At 62.3% G+C, this 22,616-nt stretch carries 21 protein-coding genes and 1 pseudogene (1 of these 22 only partly in view); 14 read left to right on the plus strand and 8 right to left on the minus strand.

What is annotated here, in order from left to right:
* The 8 genes and pseudogenes from E8L22_RS22030 to E8L22_RS17300 all read left to right on the plus strand — a co-directional run.
* On the plus strand, positions 1 to 124 hold the end of the coding sequence (locus tag E8L22_RS22030) for a VCBS domain-containing protein (protein WP_407925354.1). 440 nt of this gene lie to the left of the window's left edge; the window shows 124 of its 564 coding nt (coding positions 441-564); the start codon falls outside the window, past its left edge; it ends in the stop codon at positions 122 to 124.
* Positions 13 to 696: pseudogene (locus E8L22_RS17270) on the plus strand (VCBS domain-containing protein); the annotation flags it as partial. The gene E8L22_RS22030 and the pseudogene E8L22_RS17270, both read left to right, overlap by 112 nt.
* Entirely contained in the window at positions 693 to 1,088 is a 396-nt protein-coding gene (locus tag E8L22_RS17275) for a VCBS domain-containing protein (protein ID WP_136526385.1), read from the plus strand. The pseudogene E8L22_RS17270 and the gene E8L22_RS17275, both read left to right, overlap by 4 nt.
* Positions 1,036 to 2,583 carry a VCBS domain-containing protein gene (locus tag E8L22_RS17280; RefSeq protein ID WP_136526386.1) on the plus strand — a complete coding sequence of 516 codons (1,548 nt, stop codon included), beginning with the start codon at positions 1,036 to 1,038 and terminating at the stop codon, positions 2,581 to 2,583. Before E8L22_RS17275 ends, E8L22_RS17280 begins: the two co-directional genes overlap by 53 nt.
* Positions 2,584 to 2,798: 215 nt before the next feature.
* A complete protein-coding gene (locus E8L22_RS17285) occupies positions 2,799 to 4,460 on the plus strand; it encodes an AAA family ATPase (RefSeq protein ID WP_136526387.1) in 1,662 nt (553 codons plus the stop codon).
* 1 nt (position 4,461) lies between these two features.
* The gene (locus E8L22_RS17290; RefSeq protein ID WP_136526388.1) at positions 4,462 to 5,181 is read left to right on the plus strand and encodes a general secretion pathway protein GspB; all 720 of its coding nucleotides are present in this window, start codon (positions 4,462 to 4,464) and stop codon (positions 5,179 to 5,181) included.
* Positions 5,182 to 5,318: 137 nt separating this feature from the next.
* Positions 5,319 to 5,669, plus strand: coding sequence for a hypothetical protein (locus E8L22_RS17295; RefSeq protein ID WP_136526389.1), 351 nt, complete (start codon positions 5,319 to 5,321; stop codon positions 5,667 to 5,669).
* A 59-nt stretch (positions 5,670 to 5,728) separates the two neighbouring features.
* Positions 5,729 to 6,427 (plus strand): aspartate/glutamate racemase family protein, encoded by a 699-nt coding sequence (locus E8L22_RS17300; RefSeq protein ID WP_136526390.1) that lies wholly within the window; start codon positions 5,729 to 5,731, stop codon positions 6,425 to 6,427.
* Between the two features lie 4 nt (positions 6,428 to 6,431).
* On the opposite strand, the gene E8L22_RS17305 is transcribed toward E8L22_RS17300, so the two are convergent.
* Positions 6,432 to 6,692: a Txe/YoeB family addiction module toxin gene (locus E8L22_RS17305; protein WP_136526391.1), complete on the minus strand. Its 261-nt coding sequence runs from the start codon at positions 6,690 to 6,692 to the stop codon at positions 6,432 to 6,434.
* On the minus strand, positions 6,689 to 6,943 hold the full coding sequence (locus tag E8L22_RS17310; protein WP_136526392.1) for a type II toxin-antitoxin system Phd/YefM family antitoxin: 255 nt from the start codon (positions 6,941 to 6,943) through the stop codon (positions 6,689 to 6,691). The genes E8L22_RS17305 and E8L22_RS17310 overlap by 4 nt, the downstream gene beginning before the upstream one ends.
* 83 nt (positions 6,944 to 7,026) lie before the next feature.
* On the opposite strand from E8L22_RS17310, the gene E8L22_RS17315 reads away from it, so the two are divergent.
* The 4 genes from E8L22_RS17315 (at position 7,027) to E8L22_RS17330 (ending at position 11,938) form a co-directional block, all read left to right on the plus strand.
* Positions 7,027 to 7,566 carry a surface-adhesin E family protein gene (locus E8L22_RS17315; RefSeq protein ID WP_136526393.1) on the plus strand — a complete coding sequence of 180 codons (540 nt, stop codon included), beginning with the start codon at positions 7,027 to 7,029 and terminating at the stop codon, positions 7,564 to 7,566.
* Between the two features lie 38 nt (positions 7,567 to 7,604).
* Positions 7,605 to 8,906, plus strand: coding sequence for an MFS transporter (locus tag E8L22_RS17320; protein ID WP_246044750.1), 1,302 nt, complete (start codon positions 7,605 to 7,607; stop codon positions 8,904 to 8,906).
* 21 nt (positions 8,907 to 8,927) lie between these two features.
* Positions 8,928 to 9,545, plus strand: coding sequence for a LysE family translocator (locus E8L22_RS17325; RefSeq protein ID WP_136526395.1), 618 nt, complete (start codon positions 8,928 to 8,930; stop codon positions 9,543 to 9,545).
* Positions 9,546 to 9,751: 206 nt separating this feature from the next.
* The gene (locus tag E8L22_RS17330) at positions 9,752 to 11,938 is read left to right on the plus strand and encodes a tetratricopeptide repeat protein (protein ID WP_136526396.1); all 2,187 of its coding nucleotides are present in this window, start codon (positions 9,752 to 9,754) and stop codon (positions 11,936 to 11,938) included.
* Here E8L22_RS17330 and E8L22_RS17335 read toward each other — a convergent pair.
* Entirely contained in the window at positions 11,935 to 13,218 is a 1,284-nt protein-coding gene (locus E8L22_RS17335) for a 4Fe-4S dicluster domain-containing protein (protein ID WP_136526397.1), read from the minus strand. The genes E8L22_RS17330 and E8L22_RS17335 overlap by 4 nt on opposite strands.
* A gap of 226 nt (positions 13,219 to 13,444) precedes the next feature.
* Between E8L22_RS17335 and E8L22_RS17340 the strand changes: the two genes are divergently transcribed.
* Both E8L22_RS17340 and E8L22_RS17345 read left to right on the plus strand, forming a co-directional pair.
* Entirely contained in the window at positions 13,445 to 17,116 is a 3,672-nt protein-coding gene (locus E8L22_RS17340; protein ID WP_136526398.1) for a PAS domain S-box protein, read from the plus strand.
* Positions 17,113 to 18,084 (plus strand): diguanylate cyclase, encoded by a 972-nt coding sequence (locus E8L22_RS17345; RefSeq protein ID WP_136526399.1) that lies wholly within the window; start codon positions 17,113 to 17,115, stop codon positions 18,082 to 18,084. The genes E8L22_RS17340 and E8L22_RS17345 overlap by 4 nt, the downstream gene beginning before the upstream one ends.
* Before the next feature lie 11 nt (positions 18,085 to 18,095).
* On the opposite strand, the gene cobO is transcribed toward E8L22_RS17345, so the two are convergent.
* Genes cobO through E8L22_RS17370 form a run of 5 tightly spaced genes read right to left on the minus strand, consistent with a single transcriptional unit; the run spans position 18,096 to position 22,522 of the window.
* Positions 18,096 to 18,677 carry a cob(I)yrinic acid a,c-diamide adenosyltransferase gene (gene cobO, locus E8L22_RS17350; protein ID WP_136526400.1) on the minus strand — a complete coding sequence of 194 codons (582 nt, stop codon included), beginning with the start codon at positions 18,675 to 18,677 and terminating at the stop codon, positions 18,096 to 18,098.
* A 27-nt stretch (positions 18,678 to 18,704) separates the two neighbouring features.
* Positions 18,705 to 19,379: a sulfite exporter TauE/SafE family protein gene (locus tag E8L22_RS17355; RefSeq protein WP_136526401.1), complete on the minus strand. Its 675-nt coding sequence runs from the start codon at positions 19,377 to 19,379 to the stop codon at positions 18,705 to 18,707.
* A gap of 38 nt (positions 19,380 to 19,417) precedes the next feature.
* On the minus strand, positions 19,418 to 19,657 hold the full coding sequence (gene ccoS / locus E8L22_RS17360; protein WP_136526402.1) for a cbb3-type cytochrome oxidase assembly protein CcoS: 240 nt from the start codon (positions 19,655 to 19,657) through the stop codon (positions 19,418 to 19,420).
* Entirely contained in the window at positions 19,650 to 22,055 is a 2,406-nt protein-coding gene (locus E8L22_RS17365) for a heavy metal translocating P-type ATPase (RefSeq protein WP_136526403.1), read from the minus strand. The genes ccoS and E8L22_RS17365 overlap by 8 nt, the downstream gene beginning before the upstream one ends.
* 11 nt (positions 22,056 to 22,066) lie before the next feature.
* On the minus strand, positions 22,067 to 22,522 hold the full coding sequence (locus tag E8L22_RS17370) for a FixH family protein (RefSeq protein ID WP_136526404.1): 456 nt from the start codon (positions 22,520 to 22,522) through the stop codon (positions 22,067 to 22,069).
* Positions 22,523 to 22,616 lie beyond the last annotated feature (94 nt).

Raw genomic sequence — 22,616 nt, forward strand, 5'->3', positions numbered from 1 at the left:
CAGAGCGTTGACGGTACCACCCATGACATCGTCATCACGATCAACGGTACCAACGACGTTCCGACCTTCACCGGTGCCGACTCCGGTTCCGTTACGGAAGACACCCCCACGGTTGAGACTGTGACGCTGTCCACTAATGGTACCTTGGTTGTTACCGACGCGGATCAGCATCAGTCTGCTATCAACACAAGTGTTGCCCCGGTTGCGAGCGAGGGTGCTCTTGGCCACATCACCATCGACAGCGCCGGCCACTGGACTTACAGCGTTGCTAACGCCGACGTGCAGTACCTCGGCAATGGTGAAACCAAAGTCGAAACCTTCACCGTACATAGTGTCGACGGCACCAGCCATGACATCGTCATCACGATCAACGGGACCAATGACATTCCGACCTTCACCGGTGCCGACTCCGGCTCCGTGACGGAAGACGCCCCGAGCGCTGAGACCGTGACGTTGTCCACTAATGGGACCTTGGTTGTCACCGATCTTGATCAGCACCAGTCCGCGATCAACACGAATGTTGCCCCGGTTGCGAGCGAGGGTGCTCTTGGCCACATCACCATTGACAGCGCCGGTCACTGGACTTACAGCGTTGCCAATGCCGATGTGCAGTACCTCGGCAATGGCGAAACCAAACTTGAAACCTTCACCGTNCCGGTTCCGTTACGGAAGACACCCCCACGGTTGAGACTGTGACGTTGTCCACTAATGGGACCCTGGTTGTTACCGACGCGGATCAGCATCAGTCTGCTATCAACACAAGTGTTGCCCCGGTTGCGAGCGAGGGTGCTCTTGGCCACATCACCATTGACAGCGCCGGTCACTGGACTTACAGCGTTGCCAATGCCGATGTGCAGTACCTCGGCAATGGCGAAACCAGACTTGAAACCTTCACGGTGCAGAGCGTTGACGGTACCACCCATGACATCGTCATCACGATCAACGGTACCAACGACGTTCCGACCTTCACCGGTGCCGACTCCGGTTCCGTTACGGAAGACACCCCCACGGTTGAGACTGTGACGCTGTCCACTAATGGNTGTTGCCCCGGTTGCGAGCGAGGGTGCTCTTGGCCACATCACCATTGACAGCGCCGGTCACTGGACTTACAGCGTTGCCAATGCCGATGTGCAGTACCTCGGCAATGGCGAAACCAAACTTGAAACCTTCACCGTGCAGAGCGTCGACGGTACCAGCCACGACATCGTTATAACGATTAACGGTGCCCCTGACTTGCCGGTTCTTGATTCGCACAGCGTCTACATGCCGGATTCTTCTTCAGAGATGACCGGCGACTATGCTAACGGGTATGCACTGCAAATCAGCGCACCTTCTGGTGGAGACAGCGGCGATGCAATAACCATTACGGTTGGCAGCTTACCTACTGCTGGCACTATTGGGTATGTCGACGGAACCGGCTTCCATGCCGTTGCTGCGAACCAGACACTAACATCCGCGCAACTGCAGTCATTGGTTTATCAGCCAGATGGCCTGGCAACGTTCGACCCGGCGACTGGATTTGGTAAGACCGGTGCCGACAATGTTCAGTTCACCTACACCGTCAATAATGGGTTTGATTCGGCAACAGGGACAATAGACCTGCACACGCTGCTTGGCACCGGTGGTTACATTGCAGAGGTACAAGTGGGCAGCGTCTCTCATCCCTTGACTTCGGGGAGCAATCAGTCCGTTCAATTTGCAGTGGATCCGATATTGGCATCGGCTACAGACTACTCTCAGGCCGCAATACAGCTCTCGACGGACTTCATGAGCATGAATACGAAGACTCTGACCTCCCAGGTTGAGAACCAAGTAAACGTTAAACTGGTCATTGACGGGCACACTTTCACGGTTGTCTCTGCCAGCGACACCACGCATGTGAATTGGCAGGCGATACCTGGCAGTGGTGGTGACGGCGACTTAAATGTGGATCATGGAGCCTATTGGACCAGCGTGAACACTAATGCACCTGCTGGCGCCAACACTATTCAACAGCACAGCATTTCGTTCAATGACATCTCAGATGGAACTACGACGCTAGCGTCGTACTTGGCTAACCATCCGCAGGCCCCAGGCTCTGTCTGGACCGTAGTGTATGACGATATTAAATCCGGAAACGAGCAGGCACGGTACATACATCTCTCGATCGTTCAGGATGTAAGCGCGCAAAACTCGGTATCTACGGTTGGTTCAAGTGGCAACGATGTAATATACGGAACCACATCCCATGGCGATAATCTCAGCGGTGGTGCCGGCGATGATGTCATCACGGGACGGCAAGGCAATGATACGCTCTCCGGCGGCGCAGGAAATAATACCTTGACTGGCGGTGCAGGTGCTGACACGTTTAAAGTCGGTGCAGGGCATGACACGATTAAAGACTACACCGTTGGTGAAGACAAAATAGTCATTGAACCAACACACACAGACGCACTCTTCGAACATACGGAGGGATCCACTACGGCGCATCTTACCATCTACAATAACGGCGCTCAGGTTGGAACGGTGACTTTTGAAAACGTCGGTAACTCAACGGATCTTTTGAATTCCCTTATTCATGACGATTCCACGATTCATAAGTAAGGTTTACTGATTGTTTAAGCCAAAGCTGCCGCGAAAGATGTTTTTCGCGGCAGCTTTTTTGTATGGAATCGAGAACATTTGTGGCTTTCTGCAACTTAAATTGTTTTTCATTCCCCTCCGCAGGATTCCCTTGACACTCCTGCCGCAAAAAACTATAGCTATAACGTCCACTTCACCCAACCCTTCTCCGCCCTGGCCGGGCTTTTCGGGGAATTATGTACTGGGAATCTTTCGGCTTCAAAGAACCACCTTTCGCCCTCACTCCTAACCCGTCCTTTCTCTTCCTGAGCGCTCCGCACCAGGAGGCTTTCGCGCACCTGCTCTTCGCCATAGAGAACCGCGCGGGCTTCATCGAGCTCTCGGGCGAGGTCGGCACGGGGAAGACGACCATCGTCAGGACTCTTTTAAACCAGCTCGACCCGGAAACGCACCGCACCGCGCTGATCTTCAACCCGATCCTCTCGCCTATCGGCTTCATGAAGGAGGTGAACGCGGAGTTCGGCCTTTCCTGCGATGGTAACGAGATCCGCGACCTGCACGCCGCGCTCAACGCCTTCCTCCTCGACGAGAATCGGGCGGGGCGGACCGTCGTATTGGTCATCGACGAGGCGCAAAACCTCTCTATCGAAGTCCTCGAGCATGTGCGGCTTATCTCCAACCTGGAGACGGAGAGCGCCAAGCTCATCCAGATCGTGCTGGTCGGGCAGCCTGAGTTGAACGCGCTTTTGGGGCGGGACGAACTGCGCCAGTTAGACCAGCGCATCACGGTGCGCTACCACCTGAAACCGATGTGCTTCGATGACACCTGCGCCTACATCAGGCACCGGATCAGGTTCGCGGCCGACGGCAGGGAACCGCTCACCTTTTCCCTAGGAGCCTTCAGACGTATTTACCGCTTTTCAGGGGGACTGCCGCGCTTGATCAACGGCGTCTGTGATCGTGCCTTGCTGCTTGCCTACACACGGGAGTGCAAGGAGGTGAGCAAGACGATGGCCTCTCTCTCGATCGCCGATTTGCGCAGGGAGAGCCCGCGCAGGCGGCGCAGCCTGCAGGTCCAGATGCTTTCGGCCGCACTGGTAGTCTGCGTTTTGGTCATCGCCGGCTTCTCCATCGCTTCTCTGCATCTTTTCGATAGGGGTGAGAACAAGGCGGTGCAACAGGTGCCCGAGCACAAAGAGACCAAGGTGACGGCAAAGGAAACTGCGCCTTTCTCTGCCGAGGCCGCCAGGCAGGCGATAGCCGCTCAGTCGACGCAGGACAACCTCTATGCCGCAATGAACGCGGTACTCGGCGCCTGGCAGGTAGCGAAAATCGAACCGGTGGCAGGTCAGCCCGACAACATCCGCACCCTGGCGCGGCAGCGCGGCCTTACCGCGACCAAACAGAACGTCAGCCTCGAAACCCTTGAGCGGCTGGACGCCCCGGCGCTCCTTCATCTCGTTCTGCCCGGAAATGTCGAACGGCTGGTGGCACTGGTCGGGCTGGACGGAGACCAGGTGCACGTCGTCCCAGCCATTGCCGAAAGATCGACCCTTTCCCGCGCGGACCTCGCCCAGTTGTGGAGCGGCGGCGCGACCTTGCTCTGGAAGGACTTTCACGGCATAGCCACCAAAGGCGCCGACAAGGCGGCCGGGAACAGGCAGCTGCAGGAGCTTTTGAAGCAGATCGGCTGTTACGCCGGGACGCCGAACGGAGCCTTCGACGAGGCCACGAAAACGGCCCTTGCCGAGTTTCAGCGCAGGGAGCAAGTGACGGCGGACGGCAAGGTGGGGGCCCAGACCCTCATCCTGCTTTACCGGCGCGCCGGTGGTTTCTTCCCTCCGGGGCTTGCCAAGGCAAGCGGGGCAAACGGCAAACAGACTACGGGGCGGATCTGACATGAGCCTTATCCTTGATGCATTGAGAAAGATGGAGCAGGAACGCAGAAGCAAGCGTGGCAACAGCCAGGACCTGCGTCCCGAGGTGCTTCGCTACCGCCTGGCCGCCCAGCCCAAGGAAAAATCCCGGTATCCGCTGGCTGTCGCGGCCGGCCTCGTGTTGCTCTGCGCCGGTCTGGGAGCGGGCTTCATGCTTAAGAGTCGCGGTGCGGCACAGGTTGCCGACCAGGCGCCCGCAGGCATTCCCGCCGCACCGCCTGCCGTGGCGGTACAGCCACCGGTCGCGGCGGTACCGGCCCCTGCTGTTCCGGCTGCGGCCGCGCTTCCTCAACCGGCTCCCGCGCCGCCTGTCGCGACTCCGGCAGCTCCCGCCCAGCCTGTGGTTGGAGCCGCCACACCCGTCCCGCCTCCGGCGGAGCTGATCAGAAAAACTTCCCGCACCGCTGCGCCCGCTTATGCCCAAGAAGCCGTGGCGCAGCCGAGGGCGCCGCGCGGGGAAAATGCGACCGCTGCCGCAGGCGGGCAGGATATCGTCATCTCCGGCATCGCGTATCAGGACGAGCGGCGCATGCGTCGTGCGGTGCTGAATGGAAGCCTGGTAGGCGAGGGGGCCGAGGTTGCCGGCGCCCGGGTGGTCGAGATCAAGGAAACCAAGGTGAGGCTGTCCAGGGGAGGGCACGTTTTTGAGATCCCCTTCTCCTCCGGGCTGCAGTCCCGCTGAGTTGCTCCCCTTGACGCTCCCAGGTCTATTCGCGTGGACCGTGGGGCTGTCTGTCAAAAAAAAATAGCACTCTAAAGAAAAATACCGGACAGAGGCTGTCTGACAGTGGATAATTGGCTCCAGCAGGAGGTGATGTCATGCTGCGGACGCATGTGTATCTGACTTCGGGGCTCTTGTCATTGGCACTGGCTGGTTGCAGTTCCGGCAACTTCATGGTGCATAAGGAAAACGTCAGCTTGTTCATCACCAGCGACAGGCCGGAGTTGAGACTCGTGCTATGCGATTCCGGTGACATGGAACGCATCGCGAGAGACTCGCACCTGCAGGAAACCCTGCAGCAGTCGCTGAAAGAAAAGATCTGTGCGGTGCATAAAAACAGGAAGGACCTGAAGGCGCTGCTTGCTTCACTGGACAAGGACCAGCTTGAGGCCTTCATGGATGCCTTCCGTAAGAACGGCTATGAGATAAACCTCGTTGCGGACGGCTGAGCCGGCGGATGATGCGTCCGTGCGGCGCTGACGCGGCGATGGGAACAAGGAGGCAGGGGATGAAGACCATCGGCATGATTGGGGGGCTCGGGCCTGAGTCCACCGTGGACTACTACCAGCGCATCATCCAGGCCTGCCGGGTCCCCGGAAGCCTCGCCGCGCCCGAAATGGTGATCTATAGCGTGAACATCGAGGAGGTGCTGGACCTGGTGGCCCGGCGCGAGTGGACCCATCTCATCTACCTGCTCGTGCAGAAAGTCAGGGCGCTGCAGAAGGCGGGGGCGGATGTCGCCATCATCACGGCCAACACGCCGCACGTGGTCTTCGACGAGGTAAAGGCGAAGACGACCCTTCCGATGATCAGCATCGTCACGGCGACCTGCGATAAGGCAAAGGAGTTGGGCGTGAAGAAGGTCGCGCTCCTGGGCACCCGCTTCACCATGCAGGAGAACTTCTTCGCTCCCCCTTTTAACGCCGCCGGTATTTCAGTGGCGGTTCCCAGCGAGGCCGAGCAGGAGTACATCCACGAGAAGCTGATGACGGAAATCGAGTTGGGCGTCATCAAGGAAGAAACGAGGAAAGGACTGATCGATATCATCGATCGCATGGTGCGCGAAGAAAAGGCGGAGGCGGTCATCCTCGGCTGCACCGAATTGCCGCTCATCGTGAAGGACGGCGACTACGACACCACCTTCCTCAACACTACGGCCATTCACGTCGAAAGCGTGGTGAGGTATTGCAGGGAAGGGAGAAAATGATGAGTCAGCCGGCGTAGTGGTAGCGGCAGGCAATCACCACGATTTCCTTTTCCTCCACTAGATACACGAGCCGGTGCTCACGGTCTATCCTGCGAGACCAGCAGCCGGCTAGTTGAAAGCGAAGCGGTTCCGGCTTTCCTGCACCCTGAAAGGGGGTGCGCCGGACCTCTTCCAGCAGGGCGAGGACCCGCTCAGTTTGGCGCTTGTCGGTCTTTAACCAGTAGCGCAGGTCATCCAGCGCGGTAGGAGTAAAAGAGACATTCATAGATCGAGGGCTTCGAGCGGTGTCCTTTTACCGGCTTTTGCTTCCGCGAGGGATTGGGTGAGACGGGCGGCATTGGCAGGGCTGGAAAGCAAGTAGTCACTTTCCAGGATAGACTCGTAGTCGTCGAGGCTCAGGATGACCACGCTTTCGCCTTTGCGGCGCGTAACCAGAATCGGTTCGTGGTTCTTGCAAGCCTCATCCATCACGTTTTTCAAGTCCTGACGTGCTTCACTGTATGTTATCGCTTGCATGGGTACCTCCAGTTTGACAACTTCTTGTACAATAACATCTGCCCGTTGCGTTGGCAACGTGGAATGAAAGAAGAGGGGGGAGTATGAAAAAATTGATGGTTTTGGCGATGGTCCTGATTGCTTCGACTTCCTTCGCCGGGGAGAAAAAGAAGGCGTCCAAAGAAACCGCCGCCTCCGTTACGCTCCAGGAAAAATGGGATGCCGATCCCTCCTTGCTGAAGCTCGATTGCAACGACAACATGTGCGTCTACGGGATCAAGGGGACGGCACAGATCATCGACGCTGACACCAACGTCCGGTCCGCTTGGGTCGCCTTTCTCTACACCAGCGAGGGGCGCAAGACGCTCTCGCCGCAGTTGAAGGGGAGCTATTACAGCAAGGAAAAGTGGAACATCAACTGCAACGACCTGAAGATGAACGTTTCATCCATCCACTATTACGATGCGAAAGGGACTCCGCTCAATTCCTACAACAACGACGAGGAATGGTCCGATATCGTCCCCGGCAGCTTCGGCGAGACGGTGGCCGCCATCGTCTGCTCCGTGGAGGACGACGGGGACGAGGACGCGACCCCCGCGCAAGAGGTCCCTGGTGAACCGGTCAAAGAAGGGACCGTCTTTTAGGGGCCATGGTTCCCGTCGAAGGGACATCGCGGCTTAGCTTGCTGCTTCGGGCACTGCGCTCCCGCAACTACCGGCTTTTCGTGGCCGGCCAGAGCGTATCGCTCGTCGGCACCTGGATGCAGCAGGTCGCCATGAGCTGGCTCGTCTACCGCCTTACCGACTCCGCCTTCCTGCTCGGCGTGGTCGGCTTCACCAGTCAGATTCCCACCTTTATTTTTTCGCCCGTCGCAGGCGTTCTCGCCGATCGCATGAACCGCAGGCGTCTGCTGATGATCACCCAGGCGCTCGCCATGGTGCAGGCAGCTCTCCTCGCCGCCGCTGTGATGCTCGGGGTGGTGCAGGTCTGGCACATCGTGGTGCTAAGCCTGGTCCTCGGCATGGTGAACGCCTTCGACATACCGATCCGCCAGTCCTTCGTGGTCGAGATGGTGACGAACCGGGAGGATCTGGGGAACGCCATCGCCCTCAACTCCTCCATGGTGAACGCCGCCCGCCTGGTCGGCCCGACCGTCGCCGGGCTCCTTGTTGCTTCGGTCGGGGAGGGGATCTGCTTTCTTTTGAACAGCGCGAGCTACCTCGCCGTGCTGCTGGCGCTCTTCGCCATGCGCATCGAGCCGCGTGAGGGCGACGGTAAGCCGCGGCGCCACGTCCTGCACGAACTCAAGGAAGGTTTCTTCTACGCCTTCGGCTTCGCCCCCATCAGGAGCATCCTGCTTTTGATTGCGCTGATGAGCCTCACCGGCATGCCCTACACCGTGCTGATTCCGGTCTTCGCGAGGGACATTCTGCACGGCGGCGCCCACACCTTCGGCTTTCTCATGACCGCTGCTGGCTGCGGCGCGCTGGCGGGGACCATCTATCTCGCCTCGCGCGACAGCGTCCTCGGCCTTGGGCGGGTCATCGTCGTTTCGGCAGTGATCTTTTCCGCCGGGGTCGCAGCCTTCGCCCTTTCCGGCAACATCTCCCTCTCGTTAGTCGCCCTCATGGTCGCAGGCTTCGGCGCCATGACCCTGGTCGCCTCGTGCAACACCATCCTGCAGACCATCCTGGAGGAGGACAAGCGGGGGCGGGTGATGAGCTTTTTCACCGTCGCCTTCATGGGGATGACGCCGTTCGGCAGCCTGGGGGCGGGGACCATGTCACGTATGGTGGGGCCTCGTGTAACGCTCGTCGTCGGTGCCGTATGCTGTCTGCTGGGAGCGCTCGTTTTCGCGAGGAATCTGCCTCGCATCAGGGCGTTGGTGCGCCCGATATACGCCCGCATGGGGATACTGAAGGAGGTGGCCAACGGCATGGAGAGCGCGGCGGAACAGCCGCCCATGCCTGAGGATAAACGATGAAGAACAAAGGACGTATTTTGAATGCTTGATTTCCTTACTGCAGGTCTCGTTCTCGGATTCTCGGCGGGTTTCTCGCCGGGGCCGCTTCTCATGCTGGTCATCTCGGAGACGCTCACCCACGGCACCCGCTCCGGCGTCCGGGTGGCGCTCTCGCCGATCATCACCGATTTCCCCATCATCCTCGCCACCGTGCTTTTGCTGATGAACCTTTCCGGCTATCACGGCGTCCTCGGCGTCGTCTCGCTGGCAGGGGGGCTGTTCGTGCTCTACACCGGGTACGAGTCGCTGCGCGCGCAGCCGGTCGCACTGGAGCTCCCCAAGGAGCCGCCTAAGTCCCTGCGCAAGGGGATCCTCACCAACTTCCTGAGTCCGCATCCCTACCTCTTCTGGATCACGGTCGGCGCTCCCATTCTGACCAGATCCCTCAATATAGGCATCACCGCTTTCCTCGCCTTCATCGGAAGCTTCTACCTCTCCCTGGTCGGCGCCAAGATCATCCTCGCCGTGGCGGTGGGGAAGTCGCGTGCCTTCATGGGGAGCCGCCTCTACCTCTGGATCATGCGTCTTCTCGGGGCTCTTTTGACCTTCTTCGCGCTGCTTCTCTTCCGGGAGGGGCTTAGGCTGCTGGGGGTGTTGTAAGGGCGGCGGGCCCGGGGGACTTGATCAGCAGATCATTGCAAGCGTCTTGCAATATATATTGACACCTCTATTAGTATGCACTAAATTGCCGCAAGCGTGTGGGAGCCGGTACTTTTTCCGCCGGACGCACCAGGGCGGCAGCCCCGTGTCACTCCCCGCACCGGCCGCTTTTCGCGGCTATTCTTCCGCGAAGGCGAGATCGTGACATGGCAAAAAAGGCTTCCGCAGCAGCAAAGACCCCTGCAGCCCCCTCCACACCGAACGCTTCAAACGCTCCCAGCCCGGGACAGTGGCTGAACAAGGCCCCGGTGCACATCATCCTCATTCTCCTGGTCGCGCTGGCGGGTTACGCGAACACCTTCGGGGTTCCCTTCGTCTTCGACGACCAGACTTCCATCATCGACAACCAGGCGATCAGGGACGTCGGGAGGTTTCTCTCCGGAGACGGGTTCGCCTACAACCCGCGGCGCTTTTTGGGGTACCTGACCCTCGCTCTCAACTACCATTTCTCGGCGCTCGAGCCGGCCGGCTATCACGCGGTCAACCTTGCCATCCACGTCGCCTGCGGCTGGGTCGTGTACGCTCTTTGCCGGGTCACGCTCGCGACCCCTTTCTTCCGCGCCAAGTCGCTGCCGCGTTCGGCCACCGCGACGATTCCGCTTTTGGCCGCGCTGCTCTTTGTGGCGCACCCGGTCCAGACCCAGGCGGTGACCTACGTGGTGCAGCGCCTGGCATCGCTTGCCACCCTTTTCTACCTTGCCGCTCTTCTTTGTTACGCGAAGGGGAGGGTGCTGCAGGAGGAAAGCGGCAACACCTTCCCGGCACGCGGCGTGGTTTTCTTTCTGCTCGCCCTGATTGCCGCACTCGCCGCATTCGCCACCAAGGAGATCGCCGCGACGCTTCCCCTGGCGCTTTTGCTCTACGATTTCTCCTTCTTCGGCAAGGGAATGAAAAAACGCTACCTGCTTGTCGCCGCGTCCGCCCTCTGCATCGCGGCAATTGCTGTGGCCGTTGCCACCGCGGAGCGCCCTATCGGGGAGCTCATCTCTGACATCTCCCGCGCCACCAGGGAGACCCAGCAAGTGTCCCGCCTGGACTACCTGCTGACCCAGTTCAGCGTGATCGTCACCTATCTGAGGCTCCTGATCCTGCCGGTCGCCCAGAACGTGGACTACGATTTCCCGATCTACAGCACCTTCCTCACTCCGCCGGTATTCCTCTCCTTTCTCGTGCTGGCGCTTCTCTTCGCCCTGGCGCTGTACCTGTACCGTTTTTCCGCGCCCGCCTGCGACGCGGCCGAAGAGAAGGGGAGGGGAGGGTACTTAAGGCTCATCGGTTTCGGCATCCTCTGGTTCTTCCTGACCCTCAGCGTGGAGTCGAGTTTCATCCCGATTTCCGACGTCATCTTCGAGCATCGGCTCTACCTTCCCTGTTTCGGTGCCTTCCTGGCCTTCGCCTCCGTTTTCGCCATGGTCTTCGAGAAAACCGCTTCCTCGACGCGCGTTGCCGTCGCCGCTTTCGTGGTGCTGGCGCTCACTGTCACGACCTGGCAGCGAAACAGCGTATGGGGGGACAGCGTCACCCTTTGGAGCGACAATGCGGCAAAATCCCCGAATAAGTGGCGCCCGCAAAACAACCTCGCTCGTGCGCTTCTCAAGGAAAACAGGGTGAACGAGGCCTTCGCCGCCGGTTCCAGCGCGGTCAGGCTCGCTCCGGAGAGTTACGAGGCGCACAACGTCCTCGCGACGGTGTACGAGAAGATGGGGGCGCTGGATGCCGCGATCGAGCAGTATCGCCTTTCCGTCGCTGCCAACCCGAACTACGTCATCGCCCTCAGCAACTTGGGCGCTGCCCTGCAGAAAAAGGGGGCGCTGGCGGAGGCGACCGCCTGTTTCAAAAAGGCCGTCGAGCTTGACGGTGCCAACATGGTCGCTCACAACAACCTGGCGGGCGCGCTCTTGCAGCAGGGGAATCTCGAGGAGGCGAGGCAGCACGTACTGGAGGCAGGACGTCTTGATCCTGCCGCCCTGGAGCCGCGCGTGAACCTCGCCGCCATCACGGAGGCGGCCGGCGACTTCGACGGGGCGATAAGGATGTACCAGGAGATCGCCGGTCAAAACCCAGGGTATGCTTTTGCACGGTACCGGCTGGCGGGCGCTTACTACCGCAAGAAGGAGATGGAAAAGGCGATCGGCTGCTATCAGGAGGTGGTGCGCCTGGACCCGGCTTACGTCCCGGCTTACCTCGATATGGGGCGCGCCTATGCGGCGCTCAGGCAGATCGACAAGGCGCTGGAGCAGTTCCAGCAGGCGCGCCGGGTCGCTCCCCAGAATCAGGAAGCGGCGCAGCTGGAAGCGAAGACCCTTCAGTTCCTGCAGGCGGTACGGCGCTAGTCGGAGAAGCGGTCGACTTCGACCTCACTTAACAGCCGCTCCAGGTAGCGGCTCTTCAACTGCTCGCTCGCCATGAGCCTTTTAACCGGGGGGAGCCTCAGGATGGCGCCCAGGAGCGCCGCCATGGTGCGGTGGCTGAGAAACGCCTGGTTGTCGAAGATGAGGTTTTGCAGTTTGCCACGCTCGATGGCCATGAGGACCAGCCGGTGCGCGGTGTTGACGGGGGTGAGGATACGTCTTTCCCGCGGCTCCAGCGAGACGGCGCCCGCAGGGCAGCTGCGCACGCATACCCCGCACCCGAGGCAGAGTTCCTTCGCCCCCCGGGGCGTTCTTTCTGCCTCCCCATCTGCCTCCATGCTGATGACCCCCACCGGACATACCGCCGCGCACCTGCCGCAGCCGGTGCAGTGCGCCGCGTCGGTGGTCTGCACGAAGTTCGTGCTGTACATGGCGTTGGGGATGGCGAGCCGACGCGTGGCGATCATCGCCTCGCAGCAGCAGGCGCAGCAGTGGCAGATGAAGTTCACCTGACGCTGCACGTTGTCCGCACACTGCACGAGGTTCAGGTCGCGGGCCTTTTGCAGAAGATCGAGCCCCTCGGCCCGGTCCACCTCCCGTGCCGCCCCGTGCCTGAGCAGCGATTGGGCCGCGAGGTTCAGCGTCATGCAGATGTCCAGCGGCGCCTGGCAGGCCCGCTCCAACTGGAGCATCTTGTGGCGGCAGTAGCAAAGTCCCACCGCGATGTGGCTTGCGCTCTTGATCACCTCGCTTGCCCGTTCGTAATCGAGCACCTGGCACGCCTTCTCATCGGGGATCGCCTCCTCGTTCACCATCACCCTGCCAAGCGAAGTCTCCCCACCGGCGAAGAGGTCGCGGATGAAGGCGTCCTCGACGTTTATGTAATTGAAGAAAAGGCCGGCAAGCCCCTTCTGGTCCAGTTCCGGGCGCACCCGCATCAGCGAAAACTCGAAGAACCCCGCCATCGGAGGAGGGAGGAGGTAGACCGTCCTGTCCTCCCGCTCGATGTCCAAAAGCAGCGATCGCGCCGCGAGCCGCTCCAGCTGCGTGCGCGCCGCCTCGGTGGAAAGGCCCAGGATCCGCCCAGCCTTCGCAGCGGTGAACGGCCGGAGCGGGAGCCGGCTCAGCAAAAGAGCCTCCTCCTCGCTGCACAGGATCGAGAAAATCCTGAGCAGGAGCTCCGAATCGGGTGCCCCCTGCGGGAACAGGTTCACCCGCCGCATCAGGCGATGGTAGCCGTCCAGTGTCACGCGCTTGGTCATGGCGCATCTCCGGTATGAAAAGAGAAAACGCCTCATTTTAACACTCTCAGAAACGTCGGCAACGCGGCCTCGGGACATCCCCCACCACAGTTTCGAAAACCCCCATTTAATTAAAGCTATTCCCTTGCCGGCCGATGAGTAGCATAAGCGCCTACGTCTGCGCTCCGGCACCGCCAGCCGGGGCGCAGGCCGCCGTGCCGCCGTCACAAGGAGCCCGCCGCCTGAGATGAAAAAACTGAGCCTCACAAACAAAATAAGCCTGACGGTGTCGCTGCTGGTGGTGCTGGTGCTCTCTATCATGACCCTGTGCGCGTCATGGTTTCTGCAGAAGCAGTACGAGTCGACCGTTTCTGAGCAGCAGTTTTCCATGGTCTCCTCCATGGCTGAGGAGATCGACGGGAAGATACGCAGCGCCGCCGTACAACTCGAGGCACTGACGCGGACGGTTCCGACGCGGCTTTTCCGCGATGCCGCAGCGGCGCAGCGGTTCTTACAGCAGCGTCCCGACACCCTCGCCCTATTCGACAGCGGTATCTTCCTCTTCGATTCCGGCGGCCGGCTCCTCGCCGTGTCACCGCTGGAGCCCGGTCTCATCGGCAGGGATTACTCCTTCCGTGACTATTTCCGCAATGCGGCGCGCACGAAGCGCACCGTCGTCTCCGAGCCGTTCATCTCGACCCAGGCGCACGGGCACCCGACCGTCGCCCTGATCGTTCCGGTGCTCGACTCCGGCGGCGCCGTCGTCGGGATGCTGGGCGGAGCCGTCGACCTTTACAAGGACAACTTCCTCGGCAAACTCGCGCACGCGCGCGTCGGCAAGAACGGCTACTTCTACCTGTTCAACCGCGACCGCTACATCATCGTGCATCCTGACCAGGGGCGGATCTTGAAGCGGGACGTCCAGGTTGGCACCAATCTGCTGCTGGACCGCGCCATCGCCGGGTTCGAGGGGGCGGCGGAGAACGTCAATTCCCGCGGCCTCGCCTCGGTGAGCTCGTTCAAGCGGCTCAAGAGCACCGGCTGGATCCTCGGCGCCAACTACCCGCTGGCGGAGGCGTACGCGCCGGCACGAAATGCGAAGTTCCTTCTTTTCCTCGGGCTTGCCAGCGCCGTTGCGGCGAGCGTCTTTGTCTCACTCATGCTGATGAGGCGACTCACGGCGCCCCTTCTCACCTTCATCCGCCACGTCGAAGGGATAACGGACCAGGAGCGCGACCTGGAGCCGGTGGCGATCCACACCGGTGACGAGATAGGGAAACTCGCGCACGCCTTCAACCGGATGATCGAGGAACTGCGTCGGCAAAAGGATGCGGCACGTGAGTTCCAGCTCGCCATCGACCAGGCGCCCGTGACCGTGCTGGTGACCGACCGCGAGGGGATCATCCGTTACGTGAACCCTCACTTCACCAAGGTGACCGGCTACCTCGCCTCGGAGGCGCTCGGGCATACCCCCAGGCTGGTCAAATCGGGGTGGCACCCCCGCGACTTCTACGCGCAGATGTGGCAGACCGTACTTTCCGGCCAGGTCTGGCGCGGGGAGATGCGCAACAAGCGCAAAAACGGCGACCTTTACTGGGAGAGCGCGTCGATCTCTCCGGTGAAGGATGCGTCGGGGGAGATAAGCAACCTCGTGGCGGTGAAGGAGGACATCACCGAGAGAAAGCGGGCCCAGGAGGCTTTGATCCGCAGCGACGAGCGCATCAGACTGTTGCTGGAGTCGACGGCGGAGGCGATCTTCGGCATCGACCTCCTTGGCAACTGCACCTTCGCCAACCGTGCCTGCGCGCGGCTTTTGGGCTACGACAGCGCGGACGAGCTCCTCGGGAAGAACATGCACCTGCTGATTCACCACAGCTGCCCCGACGGGACGCCCAACCCGGTGCAGCAGTGCCCGGTCTACCAGGTGCTGCGCGGTAACAAAGGGGTGCATGACGACAAGGAGTACTTCTGGCGTGCCGACGGTACCAGCTTCGCGGTGGAATACTGGTCCTTCCCCCAACTGCAGGACGGAGAGCCGGTGGGGGGGGTGGTGACCTTCTTCGACATCACCGAGCGGAAACGGGCCGAAGAGGAGTTGCGCCGCGCCACCGAGGCGGCCGAGAGCGCCACCCGGGCCAAGAGCGAGTTCCTGGCCAACATGAGCCACGAGATCAGGACCCCGATGAACGCCGCCCTCGGGATGCTCTACCTTTTGCAGCAGACCGAGCTCTCCGCGCAGCAGAAGGAATTCCTGGAAAAGGCGCAGAGCGCCTCTGGGGTGCTCCTCAGGGTGATCGACGACATCCTCGACTTCTCCAAGATCGAGGCCGGCAAGATGGAGCTTGAGCACATCCCGTTCCGGCTGGAACAGGTGCTGGGCGACCTGGAAAACGTGGCGTCGGCCATCCTGGGTGAAAAGGTGGTCGCCTTCAAGGTCACCGCCGCCGGCGACATCCCGGAACTGCTGGTCGGGGACCCGATCCGTCTGGGGCAGGTGCTCCTGAACCTCACCGGAAACGCGGTCAAGTTCACCGAAAAGGGGAGCGTCGAGGTGGAGGCGGCCCTCGTGGCACTGGAGGATGGGGAGGCGACGGTGCGTTTCGCCGTTTCCGATACCGGCATCGGCATGGACGAAAAGCAGCGCGAGGCGCTCTTTCTCCCGTTCAGCCAGGCGGACAGTTCCACCACGCGCAGGTACGGCGGCACCGGGCTCGGCCTCGCCATCTGCCGGGAACTGGTGCAGCTCATGGGCGGCCGGATGTGGGTCGACAGCGAGCCGGGGCGCGGCAGTACCTTCAGCTTCGTCGCCCGCTTCGGCCTTAAGGACGCGGGACAGGACCCGGTACCGCAGCCGCCCCATGCGGCCGACGGAGAGACGCGGGACCTTTCCGGGGTGCGGGTCTTGCTGGTGGAGGACAACAAGATCAACCAGGAGGTGGCGCGGCTCATCCTCGAGCGGGGCGGCGTGCAGGTCGAGGTGGCGGCTAACGGGGCCGAGGCGCTTGCCATGGTTCATGCCGCCGGTGCCTCGTACCACGCCGTCCTCATGGACGTGCACATGCCGGTCATGGATGGGCTCGAGGCCGCCCGGCGCATGAGGCTTGACCCGGCGCTCGCCACACTCCCGATCATCGCCATGACGGCGGGTGCGCTGCCGAGGGAGCGCCAGCTCTGCCGCGACGCCGGGATGAACGACCAGGTCGACAAGCCGATCAACATTCCGGCCTTTTTCGCCACCCTGTGGCGCTGGGTGGGGGCGGAGCCGCGCGTCATAGAGACGGCGGCTGCGACGCCGGATTTACTAGAGGAGGACGACATCCCCGAGCAGATGCCCGGGCTGGAACTGAAGCGGGCCATGGAGCGCATCGGGGACGGTCGGCTTTTGAAAAAGCTGCTGGTGAGTTTCCGCAAGGAGAACGCGGCGATGGTCGATGAGATCGGGGCGGCGGCCTCGGTCGCGGATCTGAAGCTCGCCCGGCGCCTCATACACACCGTGAAAGGAACCGCGGGGAACCTGGGCGCCACCAGGCTCGGGAGTGCCGCTGCCTCCCTCGAGATTGCGCTGCGCGGCGAAGACGCTTCGCTTGTGCACCAGACCCTGGAGAGCTTTGCGGAAAAGCTCACCGAGGTGCTCGATTCCATCCGGCAGCTTGAAGAGCAGTGGGGCATTCACGGAGCGGAAAGACGTAACGTGAAGATCGCCTGTGACGACCTGGAACAGGTGGCGGCGCTCTCCCGGACCCTGGACCGCCTGCTGCAGAGTCAGAACATGAGCGCGCTCGCGGTTTGGGAGGAGATGCGCCCGCTTCTTTCCGGGGAGCTTGCGCAACGGCTGGACCAAACGCTGCAGATGCTCGATTTCGGGGACGCAGGCGCGGTCCTGAGGGAAATTATGGAAGAGCTGGAGATCACGCTATGAACCTTAGAAGTCAGATGAAGAGGCACAAGATCCTGATCGTGGACGACACCGCCGCGAATATCGAGATCCTGTACAAGATCCTCAAGGAAAACTACGACATCCTCTTCGCCAAAAGCGGGGCGGACGGCATCCGGATGGTGCAGGAACAGCATCCCGACCTGGTCCTTTTGGACATCATGATGCCGGACATGGACGGCTACGAGGTCTGCTCGCTGTTGAAGCAGGACCGGGCGACGGCCCGGATCCCGGTGGTGTTCGTTACGGCGATGGGGAACGACGAGGACGAGGCGCGCGGGCTGGAACTTGGCGCCATCGATTACCTTACCAAGCCGATCCGCCCGCACATCGTCCTGGCCCGGGTGCGCAACCACCTGGAGCTGAAGCACAGGGGCGATCTTCTGGAACGGCTCACCCGCGAGCTCGAGGAGAAGAACCGGACCCTGGACGTCCTCGCGCGCAAGGACGGGCTCACCGGCGTCTCCAACCGGCGCAATTTCGACGAGGTGCTGAATTCCGAGGTGCAGCGCGCCATGCGCAACAGCCGCAACCTCTCCCTCATCCTGTGCGACATCGACCACTTCAAGAGGTTCAACGACCTCTACGGTCACATGGCGGGGGACAAGTGTCTGCAGCTCATGGGGGAACTTCTGCGGGATACCTTCAAGAGGGCGGGGGAGGTTGTGGCGCGCTACGGCGGCGAGGAATTCGCCGTCATCCTGCCGGACACGAGCGCCGAACTTGCCGGGCACATGGCGGAGCGGCTGAGGCTCGCGCTTTTATCGCAGGCGCTGCCGCACGGTCATTCCGAGCACCACGTGGTGACGCTCAGTGCCGGGGTGGCGGGGACGCTCGTCGAGCGGGCGAATACCCTGGAGTGGTTCCTGGGACGCGCCGACCAGGCGCTGTACCGCTCCAAAGCCGAGGGGCGCAACCGCGTCACCGTCGCGGCGGCCGAAGCGGACGCGTAGATGCGGCGTTCTCAGTAGTCCACCCCGGGCTGCGGTTCGATCTCCTTGCGGTAGGCGTGCTTCACCTCTACCACCTCGCTCACCGTGTCCGCCAGCTCGACCAGCAATGGGTGGGCGTCGCGGCCGGTCAGCACGAGGTGCATGAGGGGCGGCTTCGCCTCGAGGATCTCCAGCACCTGCTCGAGATCGATGAGCTTCAGTTGCAGGGCGTTGTTGATCTCATCGAGGATGACCATGTCGAAAAGGCCCGACGCCATCTTCTCCAGGGCGAGCTGGATCGCGTCCTGGGCGTTGGCGCGGTGCTCGCTCTTAGGGTACGGGTTCCCCTGGATGCCGCAGAACCCCTTGCCGGTCGCATGCAGTTCCACCCGCTCTCCCAGAAGTTTCACCCCGTCCCACTCCCCCGCGTAAAGATCCCCTTTCATGAACTGGATGATGCAGACCCTCATCCCGTGCCCGAGCGCCCGCAGCGCCATGCCGAGCGCAGCCGTGGTTTTCCCCTTGCCGTGGCCGGTGATCACCACGATCAAACCCTTCCTCTCCTTCGGTTCCAGCCGGTCTATCTTCAGCGGCGGGCTTCCCTGTTTCTTCATGACGTCGCCTCCAAACTCTTACATGAATCAATGATGTGCGGCCATCTTGCCGAGGACGCGCCAAAGCCCCGCAACACCCATGAGGGCGATGGCGAGACCGGCGGCACGGAGCATGGCGTTTTTGAGCGCTCCCGAGACGGCGCTCGAGGCGGTGCCGAAGGCAAGGAGCACGGGAACGGTACCAAGCCCCATGGCGGCCATGGTGGCGGCTCCGATCACCGGGCTGCCGGTGCCCGCCGCGGCCAGAAGCGGCGCGTAGACGAGGCCGCAGGGAAGAAAGCCGAGCACGAGGCCAAGCGGCAGCGACGCGAGTGGGGAGTTGGCGGCGAGGAGGCGCTTCAATGGTGCGGTCAGGAAACGGGCGCCGGTCCCCTCCAGGGTGGAGAGGTTGAGGACGTTCAGCCCAAGCGCCGAGGAGAGCCCCACCATGATCACCATGAGGTTCGCCCCGACCATGAACCAACGGAAGACCACTTTCATGGACATGAGGTCGAGGGATGAGCCGATCAGGCCGGCGACGGCGCCCAGGGCGGTGTAGGTGGCGATGCGCCCCGTGTTGTAGAAGAGCTGCGACCTAAGGCGCGCCGCGAAGGCGTTACTGCTGTCTTTCAGGGAGATGGCGGCGACGATGCCGCCGCACATCCCGATGCAGTGGAAGCTCCCGGCGAGTCCTGCGAGGAAGGCCAACCAGATCTGTAGCATTTCGGTCTCCTGTGCGCTGTGTCAATGGGATGGTGGGGCTACTGCCGGCTTTGCGGGTCATGCGCTGAGACGTCGTCGTGATTGCCTGCGGAAGGGGGAGGCTCCTTCGAGCCGGTCCTTTCTCGATCCGGCAGAGGCGTCTCGTCGTCGAGCATCCTGTGTTTCGGGCGCTCCATGTCGTTGAACTCCCCCCGGTGCACCCCCCAGAGAAAGAAGAGCCAGCAGCCGCAACCAAGGCAGAAGGATAGCAGGATGAGCGCGATAAGCGAGCTAGTCATGCGGCACCCGCAAAAGTCTCAGCGAATTCCCCACGACGCAGACCGAGCTTAACGCCATGGCGGCCGCGGCGTAGACCGGGGTGAGCTGCCCGGTCATGGCTAGGGGTATCCCGATCACGTTGTAGAGAAAGGCCCAGGCGAGGTTCTGCCGTACCACGTTCATGGTGCGCCGGGCCATCCGGTGCGCGAGCGCCAACCGGTCCAGGTCCGCCTTCGCGAGTACTAAGTCCGAGGTCTCCATGGCGATGTCGGTCCCGCCGGCCACGGCGCACCCGACGTCCGAGGCGGAGAGGGCCGGCGCGTCGTTGATGCCGTCACCCACCATGAGGACGGTCGCTCCGGCCCCCTTCAGTTTCTCGATCTCCCGCGCCTTGTCCGCAGGCGATAGCCCGCCAAGGCCGAGCGCGACCCCAGCGCCCCGGGCCACCTTGTCGGTGCACTCCTGGCGGTCGCCGCTCAAAAGGAGGGTGTCGATCGCCTGGCGCCGGAAGTAAGAGACGAGCCCCGGCGCGTCGTCGCGTATCCGGTCCTTGAAGATGAGCGTCCCTGTGTAGTGACCCTTGCGGGCGACGCCGACCACCATGCCCCCCTCGGGGGATTCGACCCCGTCCGGGATCCCGGTGACCCCGAGACGCTCGAGAAAGGTCACGCTCCCCAGGGCCACCGTCTCACCCGCCACGCGCCCCTTGATCCCGGCTCCCGCCAGGGTGACCATTTCGGTGCCGGTCGGGTAGTCGATGTCATGCCGATCGGCGTAGGCCCGGATCGCGTGGGCAACCGGGTGCAGCGAGCCCCGCTCGACGGCCGCGGCGAGAGCTAGCACCTCCTTGGGCTTTCCCCCCGGCACCGGCTGGATGTCGACCAGCATCGGGGCACCCTGGGTGAGGGTCCCGGTCTTGTCGAAGACGGCGATGGTGATGCGGCTTAAGCGCTCGAGGATGTCACCACCCTTGAAGATGACGCCGAAGGACGCGGCGGCGCCGGTGCCGGCAAGAATCGCGGTCGGGGTGGCAAGCCCGAGGGCGCAGGGGCAGGCGATGACCAGGACGGCGAGCGCGATCATGAGGCTGGCCCCGAGGGCCCTTCCCTCCCAGTAGTGCAGGCAGAAGGTGGCGACCGCGAGGGTCAGCACGGCCGGGACGAAGTAGGCGGCGACCCGGTCCGCCACCCCTTGGATCGGGGCGCGCCGGCTCTGCGCCTCCTCGACCAGGTGCGCGATGCGCGCGATGAAGCTCTCCCCCGCCTCGCGCAGGCAGGCCACCCGTAGGGCTCCGGAGAGGTTGGTGCTCCCGGCGATCACCTCGTCACCCTTTTTCTTCACCTGGGGGAGCGGCTCGCCGGTGGCGGCGGACTCGTCGACGTCGCTTGCCCCCTCCTCGACCCTGCCGTCCACCGGGAAACGCTCCCCCGGGGCGACGAGGATCAGGTCGCCGGGGTGGAGATCAGAAGGGTCCACCGTCTCGAGCGTCTCTCCCGAGAAGCGCTGTGCCTGCCCCGAGGAGAGCTCCAGGAGCCTCGCGATCCCACCGGAGGCGCGGCGCTTGGCGCCGTTTTCCAAAAGTCTCCCGGCGAGGATGAGGGTGACGATCATGGCCGCGGTCTCGTAGTACACCTCGCCGCCGGAAAAGGTCGCATAGACGCTGTAGCCGAAAGAGGAGAGGGCGCCCAGGGCGATGAGAAGCTCCATGTTGGGGGCGCCGTTCGCGAGACCGCGCCAGGCGCCTTTCAGGAAGGGCCAGCCGCAGTAGAAAACGACCGGGGCGGTGACCAAGAGCGAGAAGAGCTGTAGGTATCCTTTCATCTGCGGCTCGATTCCCTGGAAGTAGCCGGCGTAAAGGGCGAAGGCGTAGGCCATAAGCTGCATGCTGAGGAAGCAGGCGGTCCCGAAGCGGATCAGGAGGTCCTTCTGCTCGCGCCTTGCCATCTCGCGCACCTCGCTCTCGGTGTAGGGACGCGGTGCGTAGCCGATCTGGTCGATGCGGTTGAAGATGGCGGCGGGAGAGGTGACGCCTGGGTCGAACAGCACGCGGGCACGGCCGGTGGCGTAGTTGACGCGCGCCTCGGTGACGCCGGGGAGCGCGCCGATGATCTTTTCGATGAGCCAGACGCAGGAAGCGCAGCGGATGCCGTCGACGATGATATCGATGGCGCTTGCCCCGGCCGACTTCCGGACGAAGCCGGCGAGGTAGCTGTCGCGGAAGCCCCCCTTGAAGGCCTTCGGGATGAGACCCGTTTCCTGCCACTGCCGGCGGCGGTAGTAATCGGAGAGCCCGGAGCCGCTGATCAGCAGGTAGGCGCCGTGGCAACCGTGGCAGCAGAAGGGGAGCACGGTGTCACCCTTGCGCTCCTCGACCAGCATCCCCGGTGGTATGTCGCCGCCGCAATGAAAACAGGGCACGAAGACTCCTCTCAATTGAAGAACACGACCTTCTGGCTCGCGCTCGCCTCACCCTTGGTGAAGACGAGGAGCCCCTTGAGTTCCGCCTTTCCGTTTGCGGGCCAGGGGGAGACGAAGACGCCCGGGGAAGCCTCGGTGAGCGACAGCACCACTGGGTTGCCGGCTTTTTCGGTACGGAACTGCAGCGCCCCGCCGGTTATCGGCACTCCCTTCTCGTCCTGCACCCGTACCTGCAGGTCGCGTCCGGCGAGGGAAGCCGACATGCTCCAGTTAAGGCCGGGGTTGCGCGCGCCGCTTTTGGTCCGGTCGTAGTTCAGGCCGTTTTCGTAGTACTGCGCGTCGGTCACCCCGGCTCCGCGTTGCATGGACATGAGCATGGTGCCCGCCATGCCCAGGAGAAAGACGGCGATCATGAGCATGATGGAGAGCTGCCAGCGGCAGGGGGGTAGGTTTACGGTTTTCTGCATGGATTTCCTCGTTTTTTCACTCTCCGGAGGGCGGAGGACGCTGGCATTGAGTGTGTCCCCACGAAGCACTGTGCTAGCCTCAGCGTTCCCCCCT

This window comes from Geomonas ferrireducens (assembly GCF_004917065.1).
Taxonomy (GTDB): Bacteria; Desulfobacterota; Desulfuromonadia; order Geobacterales; family Geobacteraceae; genus Geomonas; species Geomonas ferrireducens.

Bases quoted from the DNA above. Each gene is read 5' to 3' on its own strand.
- E8L22_RS17285 (WP_136526387.1), top strand. From the start codon at position 2,799: ATGTACTGGGAATCTTTCGGCTTCAAAGAACCACCTTTCGCCCTCACT.
- E8L22_RS17290 (WP_136526388.1), top strand. From the start codon at position 4,462: ATGAGCCTTATCCTTGATGCATTGAGAAAGATGGAGCAGGAACGCAGA.
- E8L22_RS17295 (WP_136526389.1), top strand. From the start codon at position 5,319: ATGCTGCGGACGCATGTGTATCTGACTTCGGGGCTCTTGTCATTGGCA.
- E8L22_RS17300 (WP_136526390.1), top strand. From the start codon at position 5,729: ATGAAGACCATCGGCATGATTGGGGGGCTCGGGCCTGAGTCCACCGTG.
- E8L22_RS17305 (WP_136526391.1), bottom strand. From the start codon at position 6,692: ATGAATGTCTCTTTTACTCCTACCGCGCTGGATGACCTGCGCTACTGG.
- E8L22_RS17310 (WP_136526392.1), bottom strand. From the start codon at position 6,943: ATGCAAGCGATAACATACAGTGAAGCACGTCAGGACTTGAAAAACGTG.
- E8L22_RS17315 (WP_136526393.1), top strand. From the start codon at position 7,027: ATGAAAAAATTGATGGTTTTGGCGATGGTCCTGATTGCTTCGACTTCC.
- E8L22_RS17325 (WP_136526395.1), top strand. From the start codon at position 8,928: ATGCTTGATTTCCTTACTGCAGGTCTCGTTCTCGGATTCTCGGCGGGT.
- E8L22_RS17330 (WP_136526396.1), top strand. From the start codon at position 9,752: ATGGCAAAAAAGGCTTCCGCAGCAGCAAAGACCCCTGCAGCCCCCTCC.
- E8L22_RS17335 (WP_136526397.1), bottom strand. From the start codon at position 13,218: ATGACCAAGCGCGTGACACTGGACGGCTACCATCGCCTGATGCGGCGG.
- E8L22_RS17340 (WP_136526398.1), top strand. From the start codon at position 13,445: ATGAAAAAACTGAGCCTCACAAACAAAATAAGCCTGACGGTGTCGCTG.
- E8L22_RS17345 (WP_136526399.1), top strand. From the start codon at position 17,113: ATGAACCTTAGAAGTCAGATGAAGAGGCACAAGATCCTGATCGTGGAC.
- cobO (WP_136526400.1), bottom strand. From the start codon at position 18,677: ATGAAGAAACAGGGAAGCCCGCCGCTGAAGATAGACCGGCTGGAACCG.
- E8L22_RS17355 (WP_136526401.1), bottom strand. From the start codon at position 19,379: ATGCTACAGATCTGGTTGGCCTTCCTCGCAGGACTCGCCGGGAGCTTC.
- ccoS (WP_136526402.1), bottom strand. From the start codon at position 19,657: ATGACTAGCTCGCTTATCGCGCTCATCCTGCTATCCTTCTGCCTTGGT.
- E8L22_RS17370 (WP_136526404.1), bottom strand. From the start codon at position 22,522: ATGCAGAAAACCGTAAACCTACCCCCCTGCCGCTGGCAGCTCTCCATC.